Annotated in this window: 10 protein-coding genes; 8 read left to right on the top strand and 2 right to left on the bottom strand. The window is 40.0% G+C overall.

The window, feature by feature from the left end; translation table 11 throughout:
* Positions 1 to 32 precede the first annotated feature (32 nt).
* The 7 genes from HPE63_RS12995 to HPE63_RS12965 all read left to right on the top strand — a co-directional run bounded on the left by HPE63_RS12995 (position 33) and on the right by HPE63_RS12965 (position 14,740).
* Positions 33 to 3,311 (top strand): VCBS repeat-containing protein, encoded by a 3,279-nt coding sequence (locus tag HPE63_RS12995; protein ID WP_188314697.1) that lies wholly within the window; start codon positions 33 to 35, stop codon positions 3,309 to 3,311.
* Positions 3,280 to 3,891 carry a hypothetical protein gene (locus HPE63_RS12990; RefSeq protein WP_223198149.1) on the top strand — a complete coding sequence of 204 codons (612 nt, stop codon included), beginning with the start codon at positions 3,280 to 3,282 and terminating at the stop codon, positions 3,889 to 3,891. The genes HPE63_RS12995 and HPE63_RS12990 overlap by 32 nt, the downstream gene beginning before the upstream one ends.
* A 5-nt stretch (positions 3,892 to 3,896) precedes the next feature.
* On the top strand, positions 3,897 to 7,217 hold the full coding sequence (locus HPE63_RS12985; RefSeq protein WP_188314696.1) for a VCBS repeat-containing protein: 3,321 nt from the start codon (positions 3,897 to 3,899) through the stop codon (positions 7,215 to 7,217).
* Positions 7,214 to 10,471, top strand: a complete 3,258-nt coding sequence (locus tag HPE63_RS12980; protein ID WP_188314695.1) for a VCBS repeat-containing protein — start codon at positions 7,214 to 7,216, stop codon at positions 10,469 to 10,471. Before HPE63_RS12985 ends, HPE63_RS12980 begins: the two co-directional genes overlap by 4 nt.
* Before the next feature lie 170 nt (positions 10,472 to 10,641).
* Positions 10,642 to 12,294 carry a sodium/sugar symporter gene (locus HPE63_RS12975; protein ID WP_188314694.1) on the top strand — a complete coding sequence of 551 codons (1,653 nt, stop codon included), beginning with the start codon at positions 10,642 to 10,644 and terminating at the stop codon, positions 12,292 to 12,294.
* A gap of 230 nt (positions 12,295 to 12,524) precedes the next feature.
* A complete protein-coding gene (locus HPE63_RS12970) occupies positions 12,525 to 13,886 on the top strand; it encodes a vanadium-dependent haloperoxidase (protein WP_188314693.1) in 1,362 nt (453 codons plus the stop codon).
* Positions 13,883 to 14,740, top strand: coding sequence for a hypothetical protein (locus HPE63_RS12965; protein WP_188314692.1), 858 nt, complete (start codon positions 13,883 to 13,885; stop codon positions 14,738 to 14,740). Before HPE63_RS12970 ends, HPE63_RS12965 begins: the two co-directional genes overlap by 4 nt.
* Before the next feature lie 73 nt (positions 14,741 to 14,813).
* Here the strand turns inward: HPE63_RS12965 and HPE63_RS12960 are convergent, their stop codons facing one another.
* The gene (locus HPE63_RS12960) at positions 14,814 to 18,527 is read right to left on the bottom strand and encodes a metallophosphoesterase (protein WP_188314691.1); all 3,714 of its coding nucleotides are present in this window, start codon (positions 18,525 to 18,527) and stop codon (positions 14,814 to 14,816) included.
* Positions 18,528 to 18,583: 56 nt separating this feature from the next.
* Between HPE63_RS12960 and HPE63_RS12955 the strand changes: the two genes are divergently transcribed.
* Positions 18,584 to 19,768, top strand: a complete 1,185-nt coding sequence (locus tag HPE63_RS12955) for a Pycsar system effector family protein (RefSeq protein WP_188314690.1) — start codon at positions 18,584 to 18,586, stop codon at positions 19,766 to 19,768.
* A 10-nt stretch (positions 19,769 to 19,778) separates the two neighbouring features.
* Here the strand turns inward: HPE63_RS12955 and HPE63_RS12950 are convergent, their stop codons facing one another.
* Positions 19,779 to 22,151 (bottom strand): GAF domain-containing protein, encoded by a 2,373-nt coding sequence (locus tag HPE63_RS12950; RefSeq protein ID WP_188314689.1) that lies wholly within the window; start codon positions 22,149 to 22,151, stop codon positions 19,779 to 19,781.
* Positions 22,152 to 22,162: the final 11 nt, after the last annotated feature.

Genomic DNA, 22,162 nt, shown 5'->3' with positions numbered 1-22,162 from the left:
TTGGTAACCCTTTTTTAATTTAGGTAAACCGCATGAAAGCTTATATTTTATTGATTGTAAGCCTAGTCATTATCTCTTCATGTAATCGGGAAATAAAGAACGAGACAGCCCGTAACAAAACCACCTTATTTGAACTTAAGGAAGACTGTGGAGTCGATTTTCAGAACCACCTTACATACACCGAGGATTTCAATCCCTACACGTATCGCAATTTTTACAATGGGGGGGGTATCGCCATTGGGGACGTTAATAATGATGGACTTCTAGACCTTTACTTTACTGGTAATATTGTAGACAATCGCTTGTATTTGAACAAGGGCAATTGGCAGTTCGAAGACATAACTGATAAAGCCGGGGTGGCCTGTTCAAATATTTGGTCTTCCGGGGCAACCTTCGTAGACATCAACTATGATGGGTATATTGATCTTTACGTCTGTAAATCAGGGAAACCTGAAGGTGAGAACCGGCATAATGAGCTTTTTATCAATAATGGTGATTTAACGTTTACCGAAAAATCCAAGGAATATGGTTTAGACATCACGGGCTTGTCGGTACAAGCGGCATTTTTCGATTATGACAAGGATGGCGATCTGGATTGCTACCTTCTTAATAATTCGATACGCTCGGTAGGGGCTTATGATTTGATCAAGGATCAACGGAATATACCTAGTGAAAGTGGGAACAAATTTTTAAAAAATGAAAACGATAAATTTATTGACTTCTCCTCTGAAGTCGGCATATATACCAGTAATATAGGTTTTGGTCTTGGTATAACACTGAGTGATTTCAACGACGATTCGTGGCCCGATCTATTCATCTCCAATGATTTTTTTGAGCGCGACTATCTCTATATCAACAATCAAAAAGGTGGTTTCGAAGAAACTGCCGAAAATACAATTTCCTCATTTTCAATGGGATCTATGGGTGCCGATGCGGCAGATCTGGACAACGACCTTAGGCCCGACCTAATGGTAACCGAAATGTTGCCCACCAACATAGAACGCCAACGTACCAAGGCGCTCTATGAATCCTGGGACAAATACAGCCTCGGGGTCAGACAAGGGTATGCACATCAGTTCCCAAGGAACGTATTGCAACGTAATATGGGTGAGAACGGGTTTTTGGAAATCGGCCGTTTTTCTGGCATATACGCCACGGAATGGAGCTGGGCCTCTCTGATTTTTGATATGGACAATGATGGCCTACGCGATATTTTTATCAGCAACGGAATATTTAAAGACCTATTAGATCGGGATTATCTAACCTATATGGCCAATGAGGAAAAGGTCAGGAATATGATGAAGACCCAAGATGAGGTTATCATGAAACTCATAGATCTTATGCCTTCCCAAGCGATACCCAATGTCGCCTATAAGAACAAAGGGGAATTCAACTTTGAAAACAAAACAACCGATTTTGGCTTAGCCACACCGAGTTTTAGTAACGGAAGTGCCTACGGTGACCTCGATAATGATGGCGACCTCGATTTGGTAGTGAACAATGTAAATATGCCTTCCTTCATTTATGAGAACAAAACCGATACGCTAAAGCAAAAGAGTTTGTTCGTCAAATTTACTTCAACTTCAAAAAATACGCAGGCTATTGGTACCAAAGCAACCATATTCTATGGTGATAGTCAGACTGCCATGGCGGAGAATTATACAAGTAGGGGGTTTCAAAGTTCCGTTAGCGATGGCATCCATTTTGGTTTAGGTACCACCGATGTGATCGATAGCTTGATTATTGTATGGCCCAATGGAGCCATTTCCAAGGAACAAAACCTATCTGCCAATCAGACCTATACGTTTGGTGAACCAGAGAAATCAGGTACAGTTTCGTTGAAAAACAACCGCAAAATTTCAAATATGGTTTTTCAGGAATTAGCGCCCTTATTTCATTTTAAACACAAAGAAAACACCTATGTGGATTTTAATCGTGAACGCCTCTTGCCCTATATGTCGAACAATGAAGGTCCGGCTTTGGCGGTTGGGGATGTGAATAATGATGGCTTCAAGGATGTTTATGTGGGCGGAGCCAAAAACCAATCAGGAAGCCTTTTTATGTCCGGAGACAATGGGTATAATGAGGTGAGAATTCCCTTTGAGGCTGATTCGAGATCCGAGGATACCGATGCGCTATTTTTTGACAGTGACAATGATGGGGACCTCGACCTTTATGTTTGTAGTGGCGGAAAGGCATTCTCAAAATACGATGCCTTGTTAAATGATCGGCTATACATAAATAACCATGGTGTTTTTTCAAAGGCGGAAGAACCATTGCCCTTTTCGGCGCCATTAAGTTCAGCAACTGTGGCCGCGTCCGACTTCGACAAGGATGGGGATGTGGATCTATTTGTTGGTGGCCGATTCGATCCCGAACTCTATGGAACTGCCGTTTCTAGTTATTTACTTTTAAATAAAGGCGAAAACCGTTTTGAAATAGCGGACCAAAAGGAACTTATCGACTTAGGTATGGTTACCGATGCCACATGGGGTGATATCAATGGGGATGGATGGCAAGATTTGATCGTGTTGGGTGAATGGATGCCTATAAAGATTTTCATCAACAAACTAGGAACCTTGTTCGACGAAACAGCATCCTTTGATCTTGACAATACAAACGGTATGTGGTCTTCCTTGATCGTATCAGACCTGGACAATGATGGGGATTTGGATATTCTCGGGGGCAACATAGGAAAAAACACTTATTATAAGTCAGGCCTTCGAATGTACCTAAAGGATTTTGATGGTAACGGATTTGCCGAACAGATCATTTGCCATAACATCGATGGTAAATATTATCCCATAGTTGATCGGGACGAACTCATTTCACAACTACCGGCTCTAAAAAACAAATTCCTCTATTTTAAAGATTATGCAACCGCAACAATAGAAGATCTTTTTACAAAGGATGAACTCATGGATGCCAAGGTTTTGGATGTGGATTTGGTAGAGACCACCTTGTTCATAAATACAAATGGAAAGTTTATCAAGCATCACCTTCCCTCTGAGGTGCAATATTCGAATATTTCGGCAATTGAAATTTTAGATGCCGACCATGACGGGGTAAAAGATTTTATTTTGGGCGGCAATCAATATCTCATAAAACCACAATTCGGAAGACAGGATGCCTCTAAGGGATGGTTGGTCTTAGGCCAATTGGACCAGGCGCAAAAATATAGTACTAAAAACGTTAAAAGTCTTGGAATTCAAGGCCAGATTCGGAACTTTGCCCTACTTCCTTTTAAGAATAAAACGATTCTGCTAACAGCAATAAACAATGAAGAAATCATATTTCGTGAAATACAATAAATTACACTTACTTTTCCTTTTAACAGTGTTAACTATAACGATTATCTCCTGCGAATCGGAATATACCAAAACGGTAAAAAGAGAAGCCGAAAAAGGGATATCGAATGATAATATGATTTTAGGGATGTCCTTTGGGGATACCAAGCAATCCTTTTTTGATAAATGCTGGCAATTGAACAATAAGGGATTGGTTACCCAAGGCCCGAACAATAGGTCGGTTCAATATTTGCTTAGCTCCAACGATGAGGACCAAAACCTTACCGCGATAAACATGCTATTTTATGGCGATTTCAATGAAAATAATATCATGACCGGTATGGACCTGGAGTTTTCTTATAAGGCTTGGGCGCCCTGGAATGAAAATCTTACCAGTAAGCAGCTTCTCCCTGCAATAAAGGATACCTTGATGAATTGGTTTCCAGGGAACAGTTTTATCCCTGTCAAATCCAGTAAATTAAATAAGGAAACCCATGTAAAGGTAGATGGTAACCGACAAATTGTAGTTTATCACAAAGACACGAAAGACGTTGTTGTAAAAATCGAAGATCTGAAATACAAATACCCTGAAAAATTCAAATAAACTATATGTTCAAAAATAATTATCCCATAATCCTCTCGATACTAATTAGCATCCTGATTTCCTCATGTACAGGCAAAGATGCCGAACATAAAGATTCTATCGCCTTATTTGAATTATTGGATAGTACCGAGACCGGTGTAAATTTTGTCAACGACCTGAATTACAACCATGATTTCAATGTGTATAAGTACCGCAATTTTTATAACGGAGGAGGGGTAGCGCTGGGCGACATCAATAATGATGGACTTGTCGATATCTATTTTTCGTCAAATTTAAAATCGAATCGACTTTACCTCAACAAAGGAGGCTTCAAATTTGAGGATATTACCGACAAAGCCAAAGTAGGAGGTACCAAAGCTTGGTCTACAGGAGTTACTATGGCCGATATCAATGCCGATGGCTATTTGGATATTTATGTCTGTAATTCCGGGGATATTGCAGGTGACAATAAACAGAACGAATTGTTCATCAATAATGGCCCTGACGATACGGGCCAGGTAACATTCACAGAGGCCGCAGAAAAATATGGTCTTGATGATCAGGGATTTTCAACACATGCCTCATTTTTTGATTATGATAAAGATGGTGATCTTGACGTTTACTTATTGAACAATTCCTACCGATCCATAGGTAGCTTCAATTTACAGCGTAATGAACGATTTGAACGTGACGTCCTAGGAGGTGACAAGTTATTACGAAATGATGGGGAATCCTTTGTTGATGTCAGTGAAGAAGCCGGCATATATGGCAGTGTAATAGGTTTCGGCCTAGGGGTTACCGTAGGTGACCTCAATAACGACGACTGGGAAGATATTTATGTCTCTAACGACTTTTTTGAACGCGATTATATCTACATCAATCAAAAAGATGGCACCTTTAAAGAGACCTTGACCGAACAAATCCAATCTTTAAGCGGTGCATCGATGGGAGCCGATGTGGCCGATATCAACAATGATGGACAAATCGACCTTTTCGTTACAGAAATGCTGCCATCTGAGTATGATAGGTTGAAAACCGTGACCACGTTTGAGGATTGGAACAAATACCAACATAATCTCAAGAATGGCTATTACCATCAATTCACTAGGAATATGTTGCAATTGAACAATGGCAATTCCACCTTTAGTGAAATAGGTAGGTTTAGCGGTGTCGAAGCTTCTGATTGGAGTTGGGGCGCCCTGTTTTTCGACATGGATAATGATGGCCTCAAGGATCTATTTATTGCCAATGGTATTTATAAGGATTTAACCAATCAGGATTACCTACAATACGTTTCAAGCGATGCGGCCATTCAATCGATTGTTTCGGGCAATCAAGTCGATTACGATAAATTGATAGCTATCATTCCTTCGAACAAAGTTCGCAACCACGCCTACAAGAATATGGGGGACCTAAAATTCGAACGCAATTGGAATTCTGGTCTGGATACACCTAGTTTCTCAAACGGTTCGGCCTATGGTGATCTGGATAATGATGGGGATTATGACTTGGTAGTGAATAATGTGAATATGTCTTCTTTTGTCTATCGCAATAATGCCGATTCAAACTTGAACCACAATTATCTCAAATTAGTGCTTCATGGCCAAGGTAAGAATACCTACGCCATAGGCGCCAAAATAAAAGTAGAGACCAAGGAACAATCATTATATCAAGAGCAACAACCTATTCGAGGCTTTCAATCGAGTATGGATCTTCGACCCAATTTTGGACTTTCAAACAATGATTCCGTGAATGTGCAAGTGCTATGGCCATCTGGTAAAATCACCCGTATTGAAAACGTAAAAGCGAACCAAACCCTAGAGCTCAAAGAAATCGACGGTGTTGAATTTATCAAAATCCCGGAATCAGCACCACCAGTCCAGTTTACCAGAAGCAAATTAAATATTCCTTTCAAGCATATTGAAAATCGATTCGTTGATTTTGATCGGGATCGTTTATTGCCACATATGCTCAGTACCGAAGGTCCAAAAATATCCGTAGCGGATATAAACAACGATGGCTGGGAAGATCTTTTTATCGGAGGCTCAAAAGGCCATCCTTCAACCCTATTGTTAGGCAAGGAAGAGGGTTTTATTGAAAGTTCAATCCCAGACTTTCAAAAAAATAGCAACTCCGAGGATGGTGGCAGCCTATTTTTTGATGCAGATAATGATGGCGACCAAGATCTGTATGTTTGTAGTGGCGGTGTTGAATTCTCCCAATTTTCAAGTTATTTGAAAGACCGATTATATTTTAATGATGGGCAAGGTAATTTTTCACTTTCCCCACAACAATTACCCTCGGCTACCGGAAATCATAGCACCTCTACCGTACTTGCGGAAGATATCGATGGCGATGGGGATTTGGACCTCTTCGTAGGTGAGCGAAGCGTTCCAACACAATATGGAATGCCTGGATCCGGTTTTATTCTACAAAATGATGGCCAAGGTAATTTCACAGATATTACAGCCAAAGTAGCCCCTGAACTTCAAGATTTGGGAATGATCACCGATGCAAGGTTTGAAAATCTCGATGCTGATGGTAAGAAGGAATTGATTGTAGTGGGCGAATTTATGGGCATAGAAATTTTCCGGAACGAGAACGGTAGATTTGTCAAGGTCACCAATGCCGCCTTGGCCGATCTAAAAGGTTGGTGGAGAGTAGTACATCCTGTGGACCTTGATAATGATGGAGACCTGGATTTGGTCTTAGGAAACCACGGTGAGAATTCCCGCTTTCGGGCTAGCGTCGAACGACCTATCAGTCTTTATGTCAAGGATTTTGACCAAAATGGATTTATTGACCCCATTATGACCTTTACGGCCGAAAATGGGAAACAATATCCATACAATCTAAGACATAATCTGATTGAACAACTTAAAGACCTTAAAAAGAAATACCCCGATTTCAATTCATTTAAAGATGCCGGTATCAAGGATATGTTTACGGAAACGGAATTAGAGGGAGCACAAAAATTACAGGCGACTACACTTTCCTCCATGATACTCATCAATGAAGGGAATCTTAATTTTAAACCGGTAAAACTTCCCATAGAGGCACAGTTCACCCCCATTTATGCCATAGGTTCCGGGGATTTTGATCAAGACGGGGATATGGATCTGGTCATGGGTGGTAACCTCTATAATACTAAACCCGAGGTAGGGCGTTACGATGCTTCTTTTGGTATATATCTGGAAAACATCGACGGTTCAAATTTTAAATATCGCAATGGGGGCGCCGGTTTTTCACTTTTAGGTGAAATACGCGATATAAAAATAAGTAAGCAGGGATTGATTGTTTCCAGGAACAATGATTCACTGGCAATCTTTAACTACAAAAGTCAATGAGATATTTAAAAGAATTAGTACTACTGTTGGTCATTTCATTGACAGCTTGTTCGGAAAAAAAAGACATTTCGATCGAAAAAGCAGCTATCTATTTTGATTCGATCTCCCCAGAAAAAAGTGGATTGGATTTTTCGAATACCCTGCATCCTAAAGATAATTTGAATATCATTGAGTATCTCTACTACTACAATGGTGGTGGGGTTGCCGTTGGTGATATTAATAATGATGGGTTAGATGATGTATATTTCACTGCGAACCAATCTCCCGACAGGCTCTATTTGAATCTTGGAGACCTAAAGTTCAAGGACATCACCGAATCGGCCGGTATAGCTATAGACTCCACTTGGTCTTCCGGGGTAACTATGGAAGATGTAAACAACGATGGTCTTCTGGACATATATGTCTCCAAAGTTGGGAATTACAAAGGATTAAAAGCGCATAACCTACTTTATCTCAATAAAGGTGATGAGACCTTTGAAGAAGTTTCAAAAGGTGTTGGTCTAGCTTTTTCAGGATTTTCGACACAAGCCGCATTTTTAGACTATGACAAGGATGGCGATATGGACATGTATCTTATGAACTGCTCAATACATACGCCAAGGAGTTATGGCAGGGTAGACAAAAGAAAGGATCAGGATTCGTTGGCTGGCGATCGCTTTTTTGAAAATAAATTGGAAGAAGGTACACTTTCGTTTGTCGATGTCACTGAGGCATCCGGCATCTACAGTAGTCCTTTAGGCTATGGTTTGGCCTTGGTTACCTCGGACATCAATCAAGACGGATATTTAGATCTTTATGTCGGCAATGATTTTCATGAAAATGATTACCTCTATATCAATCAAGGAGATAAAACTTTTAAGGAAGTAGGTTCGGAGTGGTTCAACCATACCACCCGCTTTACGATGGGGGCCGATATCGGTGATTTGAACAATGATGGCCTTCAAGATGTGTTCACCTTGGATATGATGCCCTTTAACCACGAGGTATTTTTGAAATCAGGAGGTGAGGATTCTGATAAGGTAAGCCTTATCAAGGAAAATTTCGGATATGGCTTACAATATGCCCGTAATAATTTTCAGCTCAACACTGGCCATGGCACTTTTTCTGACATTGCCCCAATGACCAATACCCATGCCACCGATTGGAGCTGGTCGGTATTGATCGAGGATTATGATAATGACGGGCTGAATGACCTTTATATTACCAATGGTATTTATAAAAGACCTAACGACCTAGACTACATCAATTATCTCAGCAACACCAATTTCAGCGATTATAACCAAAATCAGGCTAATGAAATCGAAAAAAAATTAATTGAACAAATGCCTACCCTCAAACTCTCGAATATTATTTTCAGGAACAAGGGGGATTTTGAATTTGACAGATTGACCACCGAAGCCGGTTTAGAGCCCTCCTTTTCAAATGGGTCTGCATATAGCGATTTGGACCTTGATGGGGATTTGGATGTTGTAGTGAATAATATCAATCAGAAGGCATTTCTTTTGGAAAATAAAAGTATCGTTGACCCTCAGCATAACTTCATTGCTTTTAATCTCGAAGATCATCCTAGAAGTACCACGGGCTCTAAAATAATGGTATATGCCAAAGACCAAGTTATGGTAAAGGAATTGACAGTTACCCGGGGATTTCAATCGGCTTCAACGCGAAAGTTGCATTTTGGTCTAGGAGGAGTTTCGAAAATAGATTCCATCTTGGTCATTTGGCCCGATAACACCTTTCAGACCCAAAAAGACTTGGCCGTCAATAAATTTCATAAGATTTCCAAAAAAACAGATTTACCATCATATGCGTATTCAATTACCACTGCATCCAATAAGTTGTCCAAATTTGGATATAGGCACACAGAAAACAGCTATTTGGACTATGAGCGGGAAAGCTTGATCCCTGAAAAACTATCTGTTGAAGGCCCTGCTGTCGTAACAGGTGATTTTAATGGGGATGACCTTATCGATATTTTTATTGGTGGTGCCAAATACCAGTCCGCAGCCCTCTACCTTAAAGATAAAAATGGGGATTACCAACTTAAAAAAACCGAACCTTTCGAAAAGGATCAGGTCTTTGAGGATGTAGATGCCGAAGTATTCGATCTTGAAAATGATGGTGACCTTGACCTTTATGTGATAAGTGGTGGTAATGACCTTATGGAAGGAAATCCAAATCTGGAAGATCGGGTATATCTCAATGACGGCCAAGGGAATTTTGAACGGTTGAATGCGGTATTGCCTATGACGAATGGTGGCAGTATATCTTCAGGGGACTTCAATTCAGATGGATTTGCCGATCTGTTCATTGGTAGCCGGTCCATGCCCGGGGTTTATGGATTACCCCCAACGAGTATGATCTTAAAAAACACTTCAAAAGGTAATTTTGAAGCTATTGCTAGTGAAAGATATGGAATGGTTACCGATAGCCAATGGTCAGACATCAATAATGATGGGCAACTCGATTTGATCATAGTTGGTGATTGGATGCCGGTTACCCTTATGATCAATACCGGTAATAACCATTTTGAGGACCAAACCGAAAAATACGGACTCCATAAGACCAATGGGATGTGGAATACCATCATTATCGAAGATTTGGATGGGAATGGCTTTAAGGATATAATTGCGGGCAATGCAGGCCTTAATTTAAAATGGAAAGCTTCTAAAGAAAAACCTATAAAACTCTATATTGATGATTTTGATGGGAATGGCCAGCCCGATCCCCTGATTTTCTATGACTTCTTTGATCATTATGTCCCATTTGCCTCCAAAGACAACCTAATGGGTCAATTGCCTTATTTAAAAAAACGGTTTTTAAGTTATTCCGATTTTTCCAAAATAAAGGGCATTGAAGATCTGACCGGCAGGTCTGAACAGGACATTCCCGTATTGGCTGAAATTCACGAATTACGTTCCATGGTGTATTTAAATGATGGATTTTCATTTAAGGGGATTGCATTGCCAAAGGAGGCGCAGATGAGTAGTATTGAGGATATTCTTTTGGATATGGAGGGCACTCAAAGGCAATTGTACTTTGTTGGTAATTATATGGATTATGTAAATGAATTAGGCCGAAGCGATGCCAATCCCGGGGGCGTTCTAACCGATTTTAATGGAACGGACTTTAAAGGGTACCATTCTTTGGGCTTGCCCAAGGATTTAAGTGCTCGAAAATTAATTAAACTGGGGGATAAAAAGTTTTTGGTGATTGCCAACAATGATGATGCCCTAGTAATCGATTTACAATGAACCGGCAAATGGGTTTTTCACTAGCCTAAATATCCTCTAATATGACCATTACCAAACCTTTTTAGTCCAATGGAATATTCCCAGTCTTATGCCAAAAAATAAAATAAATCGGTTACTTTAGCCCAGTTTCGTAGTTTATAAACATATCCTAACTACCAACCACTATCAACATGACAGCAGCCTTCGGATTTTGGGATTATTTTATTTTCATTACGTACGCCTTTTTAATCTTGGGTGTTGGCTTATGGGTGTCAAGGGATAAGAAAGGGCATCAAAAAAATGCGGAAGATTATTTTCTAGCCAGTAAATCCCTACCCTGGTGGGCAATCGGGGCCTCATTGATTGCTGCCAATATTTCCGCCGAGCAGTTCATAGGCATGTCCGGTTCTGGTTTTGCTTCTGGTTTGGCCATAGCCTCTTATGAATGGATGGGGGCACTCACCTTGATCATTGTCGGTAAATATTTCCTTCCTATTTTTATTGAAAAAGGGTTATATACCATCCCAGAGTTCGTCGAAAAAAGATTTTCCACCAATTTAAAAACTATTTTGGCCGTCTTTTGGATAGGACTTTATGTCTTTGTAAATCTAGCCTCGGTACTCTATCTGGGAGCCTTGGCACTCGAAACGATTATGGGTATTCCCATGCTCTATGGAGTGATCGGTCTTGCGTTGTTCGCAGCGGCATATTCTCTTTATGGAGGGCTTTCGGCCGTTGCCTGGACCGATGTTATACAGGTGGTCTTTTTAATTCTTGGTGGCTTGGTCACCACTTATTTGGCCCTCAATACGGTTTCAGGAGGGGAAGGTATTATCGCCGGTTTTAAAAAGGTTTATGAGACCGCCCCGGATCGATTTGTTATGATTTTGGATGAATCCCATCCAGAGTACAGGAATTTACCTGGAATTGCAGTTCTAGTAGGAGGCCTTTGGGTAGCCAACCTTTATTATTGGGGATTTAATCAATATATCATACAACGAACCCTTGCTGCCAAATCATTGAAAGAAGCTCAGAAAGGAATATTATTGGCCGCTTTCTTAAAATTGATACTCCCAGTGATTGTGGTCGTTCCAGGAATCGCCGCCTATGTCATCATTAACGACCCTGAGGTCATGGCCAGCCTTGGTGAGGTAGGCCTGAAAAACCTTCCTTCCCTTGAACAAGCGGACAAGGCCTATCCATGGTTACTGCAATTTTTACCCACAGGCTTAAAAGGTATTGCATTTGCTGCGTTGGCCGCCGCCATTGTATCGTCTTTGGCCTCGATGCTTAACTCCACTTCGACTATTTTTACCATGGATATATATCGTCAATATATTAACAAAAATGCCAGCGACAAAGCGACCGTGACCACAGGAAGGATTTCCGCTGGAGTTGCCTTGGTGATTGCAGGTATTATGGCGCCATTATTAGGGGGTATCGATCAGGCCTTTCAATTTATACAAGAGTATACCGGCGTTGTAAGTCCAGGTATTTTAGCTGTCTTCTTATTGGGGCTTTTTTGGAAAAAAACCACCAACAAAGGGGCCATCATAGGCGCTTTGGTATCCATACCCATTGCCATGTATTTTAAAATAGCTCCCAAAGGATGGTCGACAAGTCCGCTATTCGTCGATGTACCCTTTATGGATCAAATGGGATATACGCTTATTTTGACCATGATCGTCATCATAGTGGTAAGTCTTCTTCAGCTGAAAGGAAAAGATGACCAAAAAGGCATCCCATTAACCAAGGCATTGTTCAAAACCAATGCGGTGTTCAACATTGGTTCCTTTGCGGTAATGCTGATTTTAGTAGTCTTGTACAGCCTATTCTGGAAATAATAAGAAATATAGAATTTGTATTGGCCTTTTTGTGTCCTTACCAATCTATCCTTATTGTTTCAAAACATATTTATGTTAATAATTTTGTGCCTCTGGGAATTCTTACAGGAGGTGTTGAATAAAAATATTAACACTTTCTTTTAATCCAGTCCCTTTGGTTTTTTTAAATTGCCAACCTATTCCTGAACACTTTTATATTGGTAGGCATGTTATTGGAAATTATATATAAAATGAAGAAAATCATATCCTCACTATGCGTGATCATACTACTTTCGTCTTGCGGTGATAAAACGATAGAAGAACCTTTGGTGATAAGTCCCGAAGAACTGCACGCATCGGTTGACAAGGTCACTGAAATCATGATACATGATATTTTCTCGCCCCCGGTGGCCAGCAGGGTCTTTGTGTATCCCAATATAGCCGCCTATGAGATCGTTGCATTAAACAACGATGATTACCTATCCTTGGCAGGGCAGGTACATGGACTTACGGCCATACCTGAACCAGATGCTTCCCGGCCCATAAACTATCAACTGGCAGCCCTTGTGGCCCATATGGAGTTGAGTAAGAAATTGATTTTTTCAGAAAATAAATTAGAGGCATTCAGGGATAGTCTTTACGGACGATGGGATAGTAAAAACCACACTTTATTCAATGCCTCGAAAGACTATGGGTTAAAAGTGGCCGAACATATCGGTAATTGGATGAAAGAGGATAATTATAACCAGACCCGGACGATGCCGAAATATACTGTAGACACGTATGATCCAGGAAGATGGCAACCAACACCCCCAGCCTATATGGATGGTATTGAACCCCACTGGGACAAAATACGGCCATTTGTCATAGATTCCGCCAATCAATTTAAACCCGCTCCTCCTCCAGACTTCTCCTTAGACGAGAACTCTGATTTCTATAAGGAGCTGAAAGAGGTTTATGATATAAGCAACGACATCACAAAAAAAGGCGATGATTCGGAAGAAATTAAGATTGCCCAATTTTGGGACTGCAATCCATATGTTTCTGTTAGCAGGGGGCATTTAATGTTCGCTACAAAAAAAATAAGCCCTGGTGCACATTGGATCGGTATTGCCCAAGTAGCTAGTAAAAAATCTAAAAGTGATTTTGACAAAACCGTATATGGGCTTACCAAAACGTCAATTGCCATAGCGGATGCCTTTATCAGTTGTTGGGCAGAAAAATATAGAAGTAACCTGATTCGTCCGGAAACATTGATCAATCAACATATCGATGAAGATTGGCTGCCCGTTCTACAGACCCCTCCCTTTCCTGAATATACAAGCGGACATAGTGTGGTCTCGGGTGCAGCAGCCATAGCATTGACCGATGTTTTTGGGGACAATTTCTCTTTTGATGATGACGTTGAAGTCCCTTACGGTCTGCCTGTCAGAAGCTTTAATTCGTTTAATGAGGCGGCCCAAGAAGCAGCTATTAGCCGGGTCTATGGTGGAATACATTATCGGTCAGCAGTTGAAGTGGGCATCACCCAAGGTCGAAATCTCGGTAATTTTATTATTCAAAATGTAAAAATGACCAAGAACAAGGACTTGGTTTCGAACCAAACGGAATGAAAAATTTTGCGGTAGTCATACTCACATTCTTTTTACTTTCATCATGTTCAAATTTTGGCCAACTATCCTATGTCACCAAACTTCCAAAAAAGTTGGACGAAAACTCCGGAATCGTATACTATGCCGATTCAACAGCATGGTTCATTGAGGACAATGGCAACCCTGACGAATTATACCAAGTTGACTTTAAGGGCAACCTATTAAAAGAAATAAAAGTAAAAAATGCCAAAAATGGTGATTGGGAGGATTTGACCAAGGATGAAAATGGCAACCTATATATTGGGGATTTCGGAAATAATGTGAACGATAGAAAAAACCTGGTTATCTATAAGGTTCCTAACCCTCAAAATGATTTGGGTAACAAGATAGAAGCCGAACAAATCCGATTCAACTACCCTGAGCAAAAAGAGTTTCCTCCTGGGAGGGAAAAGTTATTTTACGATGCAGAAGCTTTTTTTTATCATTCCGAATTCCTGTACATCATTACAAAGAATAGGGCCAATCCGTTTCCCGGAAATGCCTTGCTCTACAAAGTACCCGCCCAAAAAGGGGAATTTAATGCCGAATTCATTGGAAACATCAAGACTTGTGGGGATTGGGAAACCTGTCAGATCACATCCGCCGACATATCCCCCGACGGTAAGACCATCGTACTTTTAAGTTATGGAAAACTATGGGTCATTGAAAATTTCACATTCGATGATTTTACAAAAGGGAAAATGAAAGAAATAGATCTAGGAGTACGTACGCAATTGGAATCTGTTTGTTTTTTGGATGAAAACACCTTATTGCTTTCTGATGAGAAACGTGCGAATACGGGAGGCAATCTCTATTCCTTAAAAATACCAAAGTAATACTATTTTATCCTTATAGGAGATACTAACAGCACCGTATAAACCTTTATTTATAATATCTCAATATAGGATGTTAAAATCCGAAGCCCATTCCAAAAGTAAAACGGAGTCCATCCACACTATCAAATAAAGCGAAGTTCAACGACATCAAATCGGCCGCATTTAAGAAAAAGCCGCCGCCATAGGAAGTGTGCCATGTATCGGAATCCATTTCCGGTGTCCAAACCCGACCATAATCATAACCCCCATAAATACCCATGTTAACTGGCAAAAATCCTGTTTTCACCCGTTTAAAACTATACCTTAAATCCGTGTTTTGGTAAAACGATTTTTTGCCTGAAAACCGTTGGTTCCTATAACCACGCAAACCATCCAATCCACCAATGCTAGCAGCTTGGTAAAATTCGTAACCATCGCCTAAATTAAAATGTGCCTTCCATTTTGTCCCAAGCACCAATTTACCGCTGGGCACCAACTGATAATCAAAAGACAAACTAGGAATGATATAACCATAGTTTTGTTTCCCATCACCCATATTGGTTTTATAGCCAATATGTAAAGAGGTAGCCATGCCCATTGTGGGGTAGGCTATGTTATCGCTATTTGAAAAGGAATATGCGATATCGGCTCCAATAAAACTTTTTTGATTCTCTTCACCACTGGCCACATAGAAAGTATTGATAAACCTTGCATCCGTTTCTTCGACCTCAACGCTTTCAAAATTCAATCCTATTCGCAATCTTGCCCCCAGATCACCGCGCCAAATCAGAGAAGGGTTCAGTGTTATCGTCTGCAGTTTTACACGGTTGTAATCCTTGCCCAAAGTAGCATCTAAATTTTCGGTTTCATTGCCCCAGCCAAAGAAATTAATGCTGTAATTAGGGCTTGTAAATCGTGTATCCAAGAGAAAATTGGCTTTACCAACAGCTCCGGAAAACTCGCCCCTATATCCTAAATCAAATCCATTGGTTGCAAAGTAATAAGCAGCAGCTATGGTATGTTGGCTTGTGAATGGATGCTGACGGAACCCATTAAAGGTGTATACATCAGTAAACCCGATTTTAAATCCGTCATCGGGATTAGATCCTATAGAAGGTATTATCTGATTGGAACTCGACTTATATTTTATGGGTTGATACGTATTGGTCTCATACTCATTGGATAACCGTAATTTCGCGGATGAAAGCTTTTTAACCGTGTTCTTTTTTGCTTTTTGGTCATAAATGAATACGCCTTTGCTATTTTGCACATCGTATATATCATTATTTTGGCCTCCCAACAATCGCAATCTTATTTGTCCCTTTTTTCCTTGCACCTCAAATTGGTCATCATCATCTAAGCCATAAATCCAAATCTCTTTGGTAATTTTGGGGTCAAAGGTCTTTTTGAAAAATTCATCGGCCTTATCCCCTTTTTTTATTCGCTGCCCAACAACTTGGAGGTCACCATTCGACATTTGGGAAATGGAGAAGAAATCATCTTTATCGGTACCGGTTACTATGGCATATTTATTAAGTAGCCTATAATATTCCTTTGCGGTTTTTTGTAGATCATCCTTTCGCATTAATAACACCTTTTTAATATTCGCCATAGTCTCATCACGAACCTCTTCTGGCAAAGCCTTGAAGGCCTCATCTATTACCGCTTCGGTTATATTATTTTGAATGGCTAAGGCCTGTTGCTGCCATTGATCCCAAGTGGTCTCAGTCAAAAGAGTCATATCGAGAGCATAGGTCCTTGGGGATCCGTTAAATCCTTTTATACTTCGTATTTCCTCGTTAAAGCCTTCCAATAACGTGAGTCCTGGAATAATCCGTGTAAGGATATCCATTAAGGGGCCATCGCCCATAATCGAAAACACCTGGTCTCTATCTCTCGGTACTGGTCTATAAATAATCTTTCCCTTTTCAATATCTTCGAACTGGGCCCAACGCCATTGGTCGGTATGCCGATCCCAATCCCCAATCATCATATCGAACAAACGCGCTTTGATATAAGCTTCCTGATCTACTTTATATTTTTCGTCCTTTCTAAGTTTTGTAAGCATGTCATCCGTACTATCCATGGTATTCGAATAACCAAAACTTTTTTGATTTCCATGTCCACTATCGGTGCGTTCTTCAATCATATAGAGTTCATCCCCAAACTCATCATCAAAGCCCAAAAGCGCGTTCTGTTTGGGAATGTAATAAAGTTTCGGATTTGTATGGTAAATACCTACGGCATCTGACATGGTTCCAACGGTCAAGGCAGCGTATGGATGGGATCCGGTATAAAAATCTTCCAATAGGTTTTCGGTATAGGTATCCTTAAATTCACCGACAATATATTGCTCTTTAAAAGCCATGGCTTGCAAATATATCTCGGCACTCTTCCTGAGGGCCCGCATTACAAATTCCCTACCTTCACTGTCGACCAACCTCAGTGACCTAGATTGGTGTCCTCCCCCTTTACGAACTACCTTTAGGCCCCCTAACAGCGTATCTAGATCTACGGTTAATGCACTTACTTTTTTTGCGTAAATATCTCGGTACCTATCGCCCCATATGGTTTTGAAAAATTTGCTTTTATCAACCTCTTCATCGGTATAGACCGAAGCTTTTACCTCCGCTGGAAACGTTTTGGGGTATTCTATTGACGAGATGTCTTTTTGCCCAGACAACACCTTGGTGGTAAAAATAAACTCTTCTTCCCCATTAGCTCCAATACCATAAAATCTAATCCTTGAGGAACCATCGGTATAGACCTCTAAAATGGCATAGCCCATTCTACCTGAAGAGAATTTACTCCCGTTAATTAATCTGGTGGCACCTTCCTTGGCCCCCGCGCCACTAACGATTTGAGGTGTATTATCTTCGACGATGTATTGAAGCGTATGCTCGTGCCCAGAAGCCAAAATCACTTTCTCAGAGTTTTGTGCCAGTGTAACGATTCGTTTTCTTAATTCGCGATACTTCTTATTGTTCAAGTCTTCGGGCGAAGCTCCCGTTGTTTTGCGTAAAACATTGATCAAACTGCCAATGATGGGTAATGGCAATTTACGACCAGTTGGGTACAATTGTCTTTTCATGGAGAACTGTCCGCCATGTTGACCATAACTGAACATTGGATGGTGTAAGGCGATGAGGGTGGTCTTATCTGTATTCTTTTTTATCAACCCTTCCAACTCCTCAAAAAACTTTTCCCTATCCTTTATTTCGCAATCATCGTTTATCGTAGGGTTTTTGTCCCAATTGGCAAGGTACCATTTAGTATCAATGGCAATGACCACAACATGATCATTAATTTCTATTTTTTGTAGGGCACAACCATTTTTTGGAAAGAATACCTTCTTACTATCAAGATTCTTTTCAATAAACTTTTGTTGTCTTTCCAAGCCTAAAATACCTTCATTATACCAATCATGATTACCTGGAATAAAAATGGGATTCCCCTTAAAATTCCCAAGAGTATTCAACTGGGCCATAATATTATTCTTGGCCTCCAAATAGGCGGCTGTAGAATCTTTCTTATCCGGCATCCCTGCAGGGTAGATATTGTCACCCAAGAATATGGCCGTACTATTTTCTTTTGCTTGATCCAGTCTTTTCTTAAAGGCCTTTAAAGCTTGGTTCATTTCACCCATGGGTGACTTTCCGGCATCCCCTATCAAATAAAAAGTATGGGAAACTGATTTTGTTGTGGGTATATCCTTACTAGCAGTTTCATCTGCATATTTGGACTTGTACGTAGCGCAACTGCTAGTTAAAAACAATAATAATAAAATCAGTAAGTAATATTCGCGCATATGGAATCAAGTAAAATCTAAATTTTGTAATTTGGTGTATATGTAAAACATTATATATGTCGGAAATAATAGAGAAAACTAAATCTTTTGTTACTGAATTACTGTCCCAATCATTGGACAATAAATATTTATACCATAATCTGACACATACCCGACGTGTAGTTAAAAGTACTAAAGAAATCCTAGATTCCCTTCACCTTGAAGTCCAGGAGAGTGAGCCTTTGATTTTAGCGGCTTGGTTGCATGATACCGGCTATACCCAAGGAAGTACCGACCATGAGGAAAAGAGTGTCTCAATTGCCAAGGAATTCCTTTCAAAAGAAGGGTACGACAAGAAGCGAACCCAAGAAGTCCTTGACCTTATTCTGGCCACAAAAAGATACCATAAGCCTACAAACTTAAAGGAAGAAATTCTTCGGGATGCCGATGCCTCCCATTTCGCCCAAAACAGTTATATGGAAACCTGTGAATTATTGCGGGAGGAACTCGCACTATTGAACATTGCCAAATATTCACAGAAAGATTGGTTAAGGACCAATATCAAAATGTTTGAAGTAGAACATGATTATAAGACCGAATACGCCAAAGAACACTGGCAACCTGGGAAGGATAAAAACCTAAAAAAACTTAAAAAAGAGTATAAATCGATAAAGACCATTACTAAAAAAGAAGCCCTTAAAGCGAAATATAAAAGTGAAAGTCCAGATCGTGGTATTCAAACCCTATTTAGGGTGACTTTAAGGAACCATTTGACCTTGAGTGATATTGCCGATACCAAAGCGAATATTCTACTATCGGTCAATGCCATCATTATTTCCTTGGCGTTATCGAACCTTATTCCCAAACTCGACAACCCTTCTAATCAATATTTGATCGTGCCCACGATCATTTTTGTCATCTTCGCGGTAGTATCTATGATTCTGGCGGTATTGGCTACAAGACCTAATGTTACCAGTGGTGAATTCACCAAGGAAGATGTAAAGAACAAAAAAGTGAACCTCTTGTTCTTTGGAAATTTCCATAAAATGAAATTATCGGAATACGAATGGGCCATCAATGAACTCGTAAAAGATAAGGATTATATCTACTCGAGCTTAACCAAGGATTTGTATTACTTAGGATTGGTCTTGAACCGAAAATACAAGATATTGCGATGGACCTACACCATTTTTATTATAGGTACCGTTCTTTCGGTCATAGCCTTTGCTGTCGCTTTTCAAATGTATGGCCTGCACAAATAAATAATAAGGATTAAGCGTTTAGCTCCTCCATTAAATCATCGTAAGTAAAAGTTTTTTGGGGTTCCTCATCTTTTTTGTAAAGTATTTCAGCCCGAATTGCTTTAAGCCCGGTGACACCTTGTAATCCCTCCAATTCAACGATTTCAATATTATTTGTAAAATAACCTTTTGATTTTAGAAAGCTGATATACCTAAGATATTCCAATTCTTCCTTCTTTTGTGAATATACGATGGAAAGTTTTCCCGTTTGGGTCAAACGTTCATTGGTACCTTTGATAAAGGATTTATCGATGCGTTTTTTAATCACCTCATAGCGGGCATTATAGGTCCCGTCTACATCAAACCGTTTTTCGTCCATACGGAAACGTATGGATAATGAAGTACTATAAACCAATAAAAGCGAAGCCACATCCAAGGCAATGGGTAATCTTGATTTTAGCCCGTAGTGGGCATTTTCCATCTCGCACATTACCTGCAATTGCCATAATCGCAGATTGTTCAAATACAAGGTATTGAAAGGCAATGCACCAGCAATAGATTGGCCTATATACATGTTATGTTCAACCCCATCGGTTTTATAACGCTCAAAATAATGTGGGAACATCGCTTGGGCATCTTCCTGTTTCTTATCGATGACCGCCGCTAGCTTTTTGTTAATGGCCATTACGCTGTCATCATAATTTCTACGATGGTTGTAATGCGATTCGGTTGTGCTATCAATCATCTCCTCATAGGCCATAATCATCTTTTTTAGACGCCCATCTAAACTTTTTAAGTGTTCAAAAACCGGTAGAACTTCTTCCTTTACAAAATCAAATATCGCCTGTTCGCTATTGGTGTTCAAGGTTTCTTCGATTTCTTCAAGTAGATTGTTTACCCGGAAAGCCAACTCTTCATATATGGGTAATTCTTGCTTTTCCAAAGCCATTGTGATTATCTTACGGATGGTCGATAGTTGAACAATGAGATCCTTTTGTATGGCTGAATTCCTAGCCTTTGAAGAATCCTTGATGTCTATTTGCCCATATAAGGGGTGTACATCCTTGAATACTATTTCATTAAAGGAAGCCTGTTTCCCATCCAATCCATCCCCAATAAAACGTTTCGCCTCTTCTTTGAATTTCCAATAAACCGATGAATGTACCGTGGTACATTCATTTTGGATTATAGCATCTATTAAATTTGCCTCTTCAGCTGCTGAACGCAATACGGCAGAAACGATATACGGCATTATATGCTCCAGTTTTTGGGCATTTACACTGTTTAAGGCATTCACCTTTGTGGAAACCAACTCCAAAATACCCAAAAGTTTTCCATCTGTGGAAATTGGTGCGAAAATGGCACTTTTAATCCCCTGCTTCTTTAGGCCTTTATAGGGTGGTTGCCCTTCACATAAATTATAAAACTTCTCCACATTCGCAATCGCAAAATAATGGTGTTGATCCAGTAATTTGCTATACGAACGTGGGCAAAGGGTCTCGTTACAGGATTCCATTTCCTTATCCTGAAGTAGGTAACTTGCCATTTCTTTTCCATGTACCCTTTCAAACTTGTCCTTGTCAGAATTATAGGTCACAAAACCTACCTTGATATCCTTAATATTAAAGAAAGACCTGAAAACATCTTGCAGATTCGTGATAAAACTGTCACTTGACCTTTTATCATTGGAAATAAGGCTCGATTTAATCTCTGATATGGCATGTTCGGTTGTGGCGTCGAACATATTCGATATTACAAATCCTTTGGCGATAAAACTTGCGGGAGGGATTTTTTCTTTCCAAACTTCGATATCATCAAAATTCTCGAGCAACTCATCTACATCTTCTTGAGTCAAATCCTTAGCCTTATCGGTAGGGATCAATTCCATGAAATCGGCATTATAAAGAATGCGATAATGCTTCATTACCCCATTTTCATCAGGGATATCGTAAAAAAGTGGACGTTTAAAATCCAGATTGAAACCATAATAAAAACTTAGGATTATGGTACAACCCATAATATAGGTAAGGTCATCTGTGCCTCCCCGTACCTTCAACTCGAAATCATCACCAGCGGCTGCAAGTATTCTCTTAAACCGCTCTGAAGCATTGAAAATAACATCATAATAAGGTAAGGAACCAACTTTGATCTCGTTGTTGGTTAATACTTCGGAGAACGAATCCTGCAAAATGATATTAATAACGCCCTCATGCTTTTTTAGTAGGGTAAGGTCTTTAAAACCATCCCTTAGCTCTGGATAAGGTGCTTGGGCCTCCAAGACATATTTCGCTTTTTGGGCAACAAACTTATCTTCACTTTTGGCCATGCGATCATAAACTTCCAGCACTTTATGAAAGCTTATCAGGCGGTCTAAGGGAAATTCATCTTGGTAATGTTGTTCCATACGCAGGCTTT

This window comes from Maribacter arenosus (genome assembly GCF_014610845.1).
In the GTDB taxonomy this organism is placed as follows: domain Bacteria; phylum Bacteroidota; class Bacteroidia; order Flavobacteriales; family Flavobacteriaceae; genus Maribacter_A; species Maribacter_A arenosus.
Note: the sequence above shows the minus strand (reverse complement) of the source record. Positions and strands in the feature narration are given on the sequence as shown.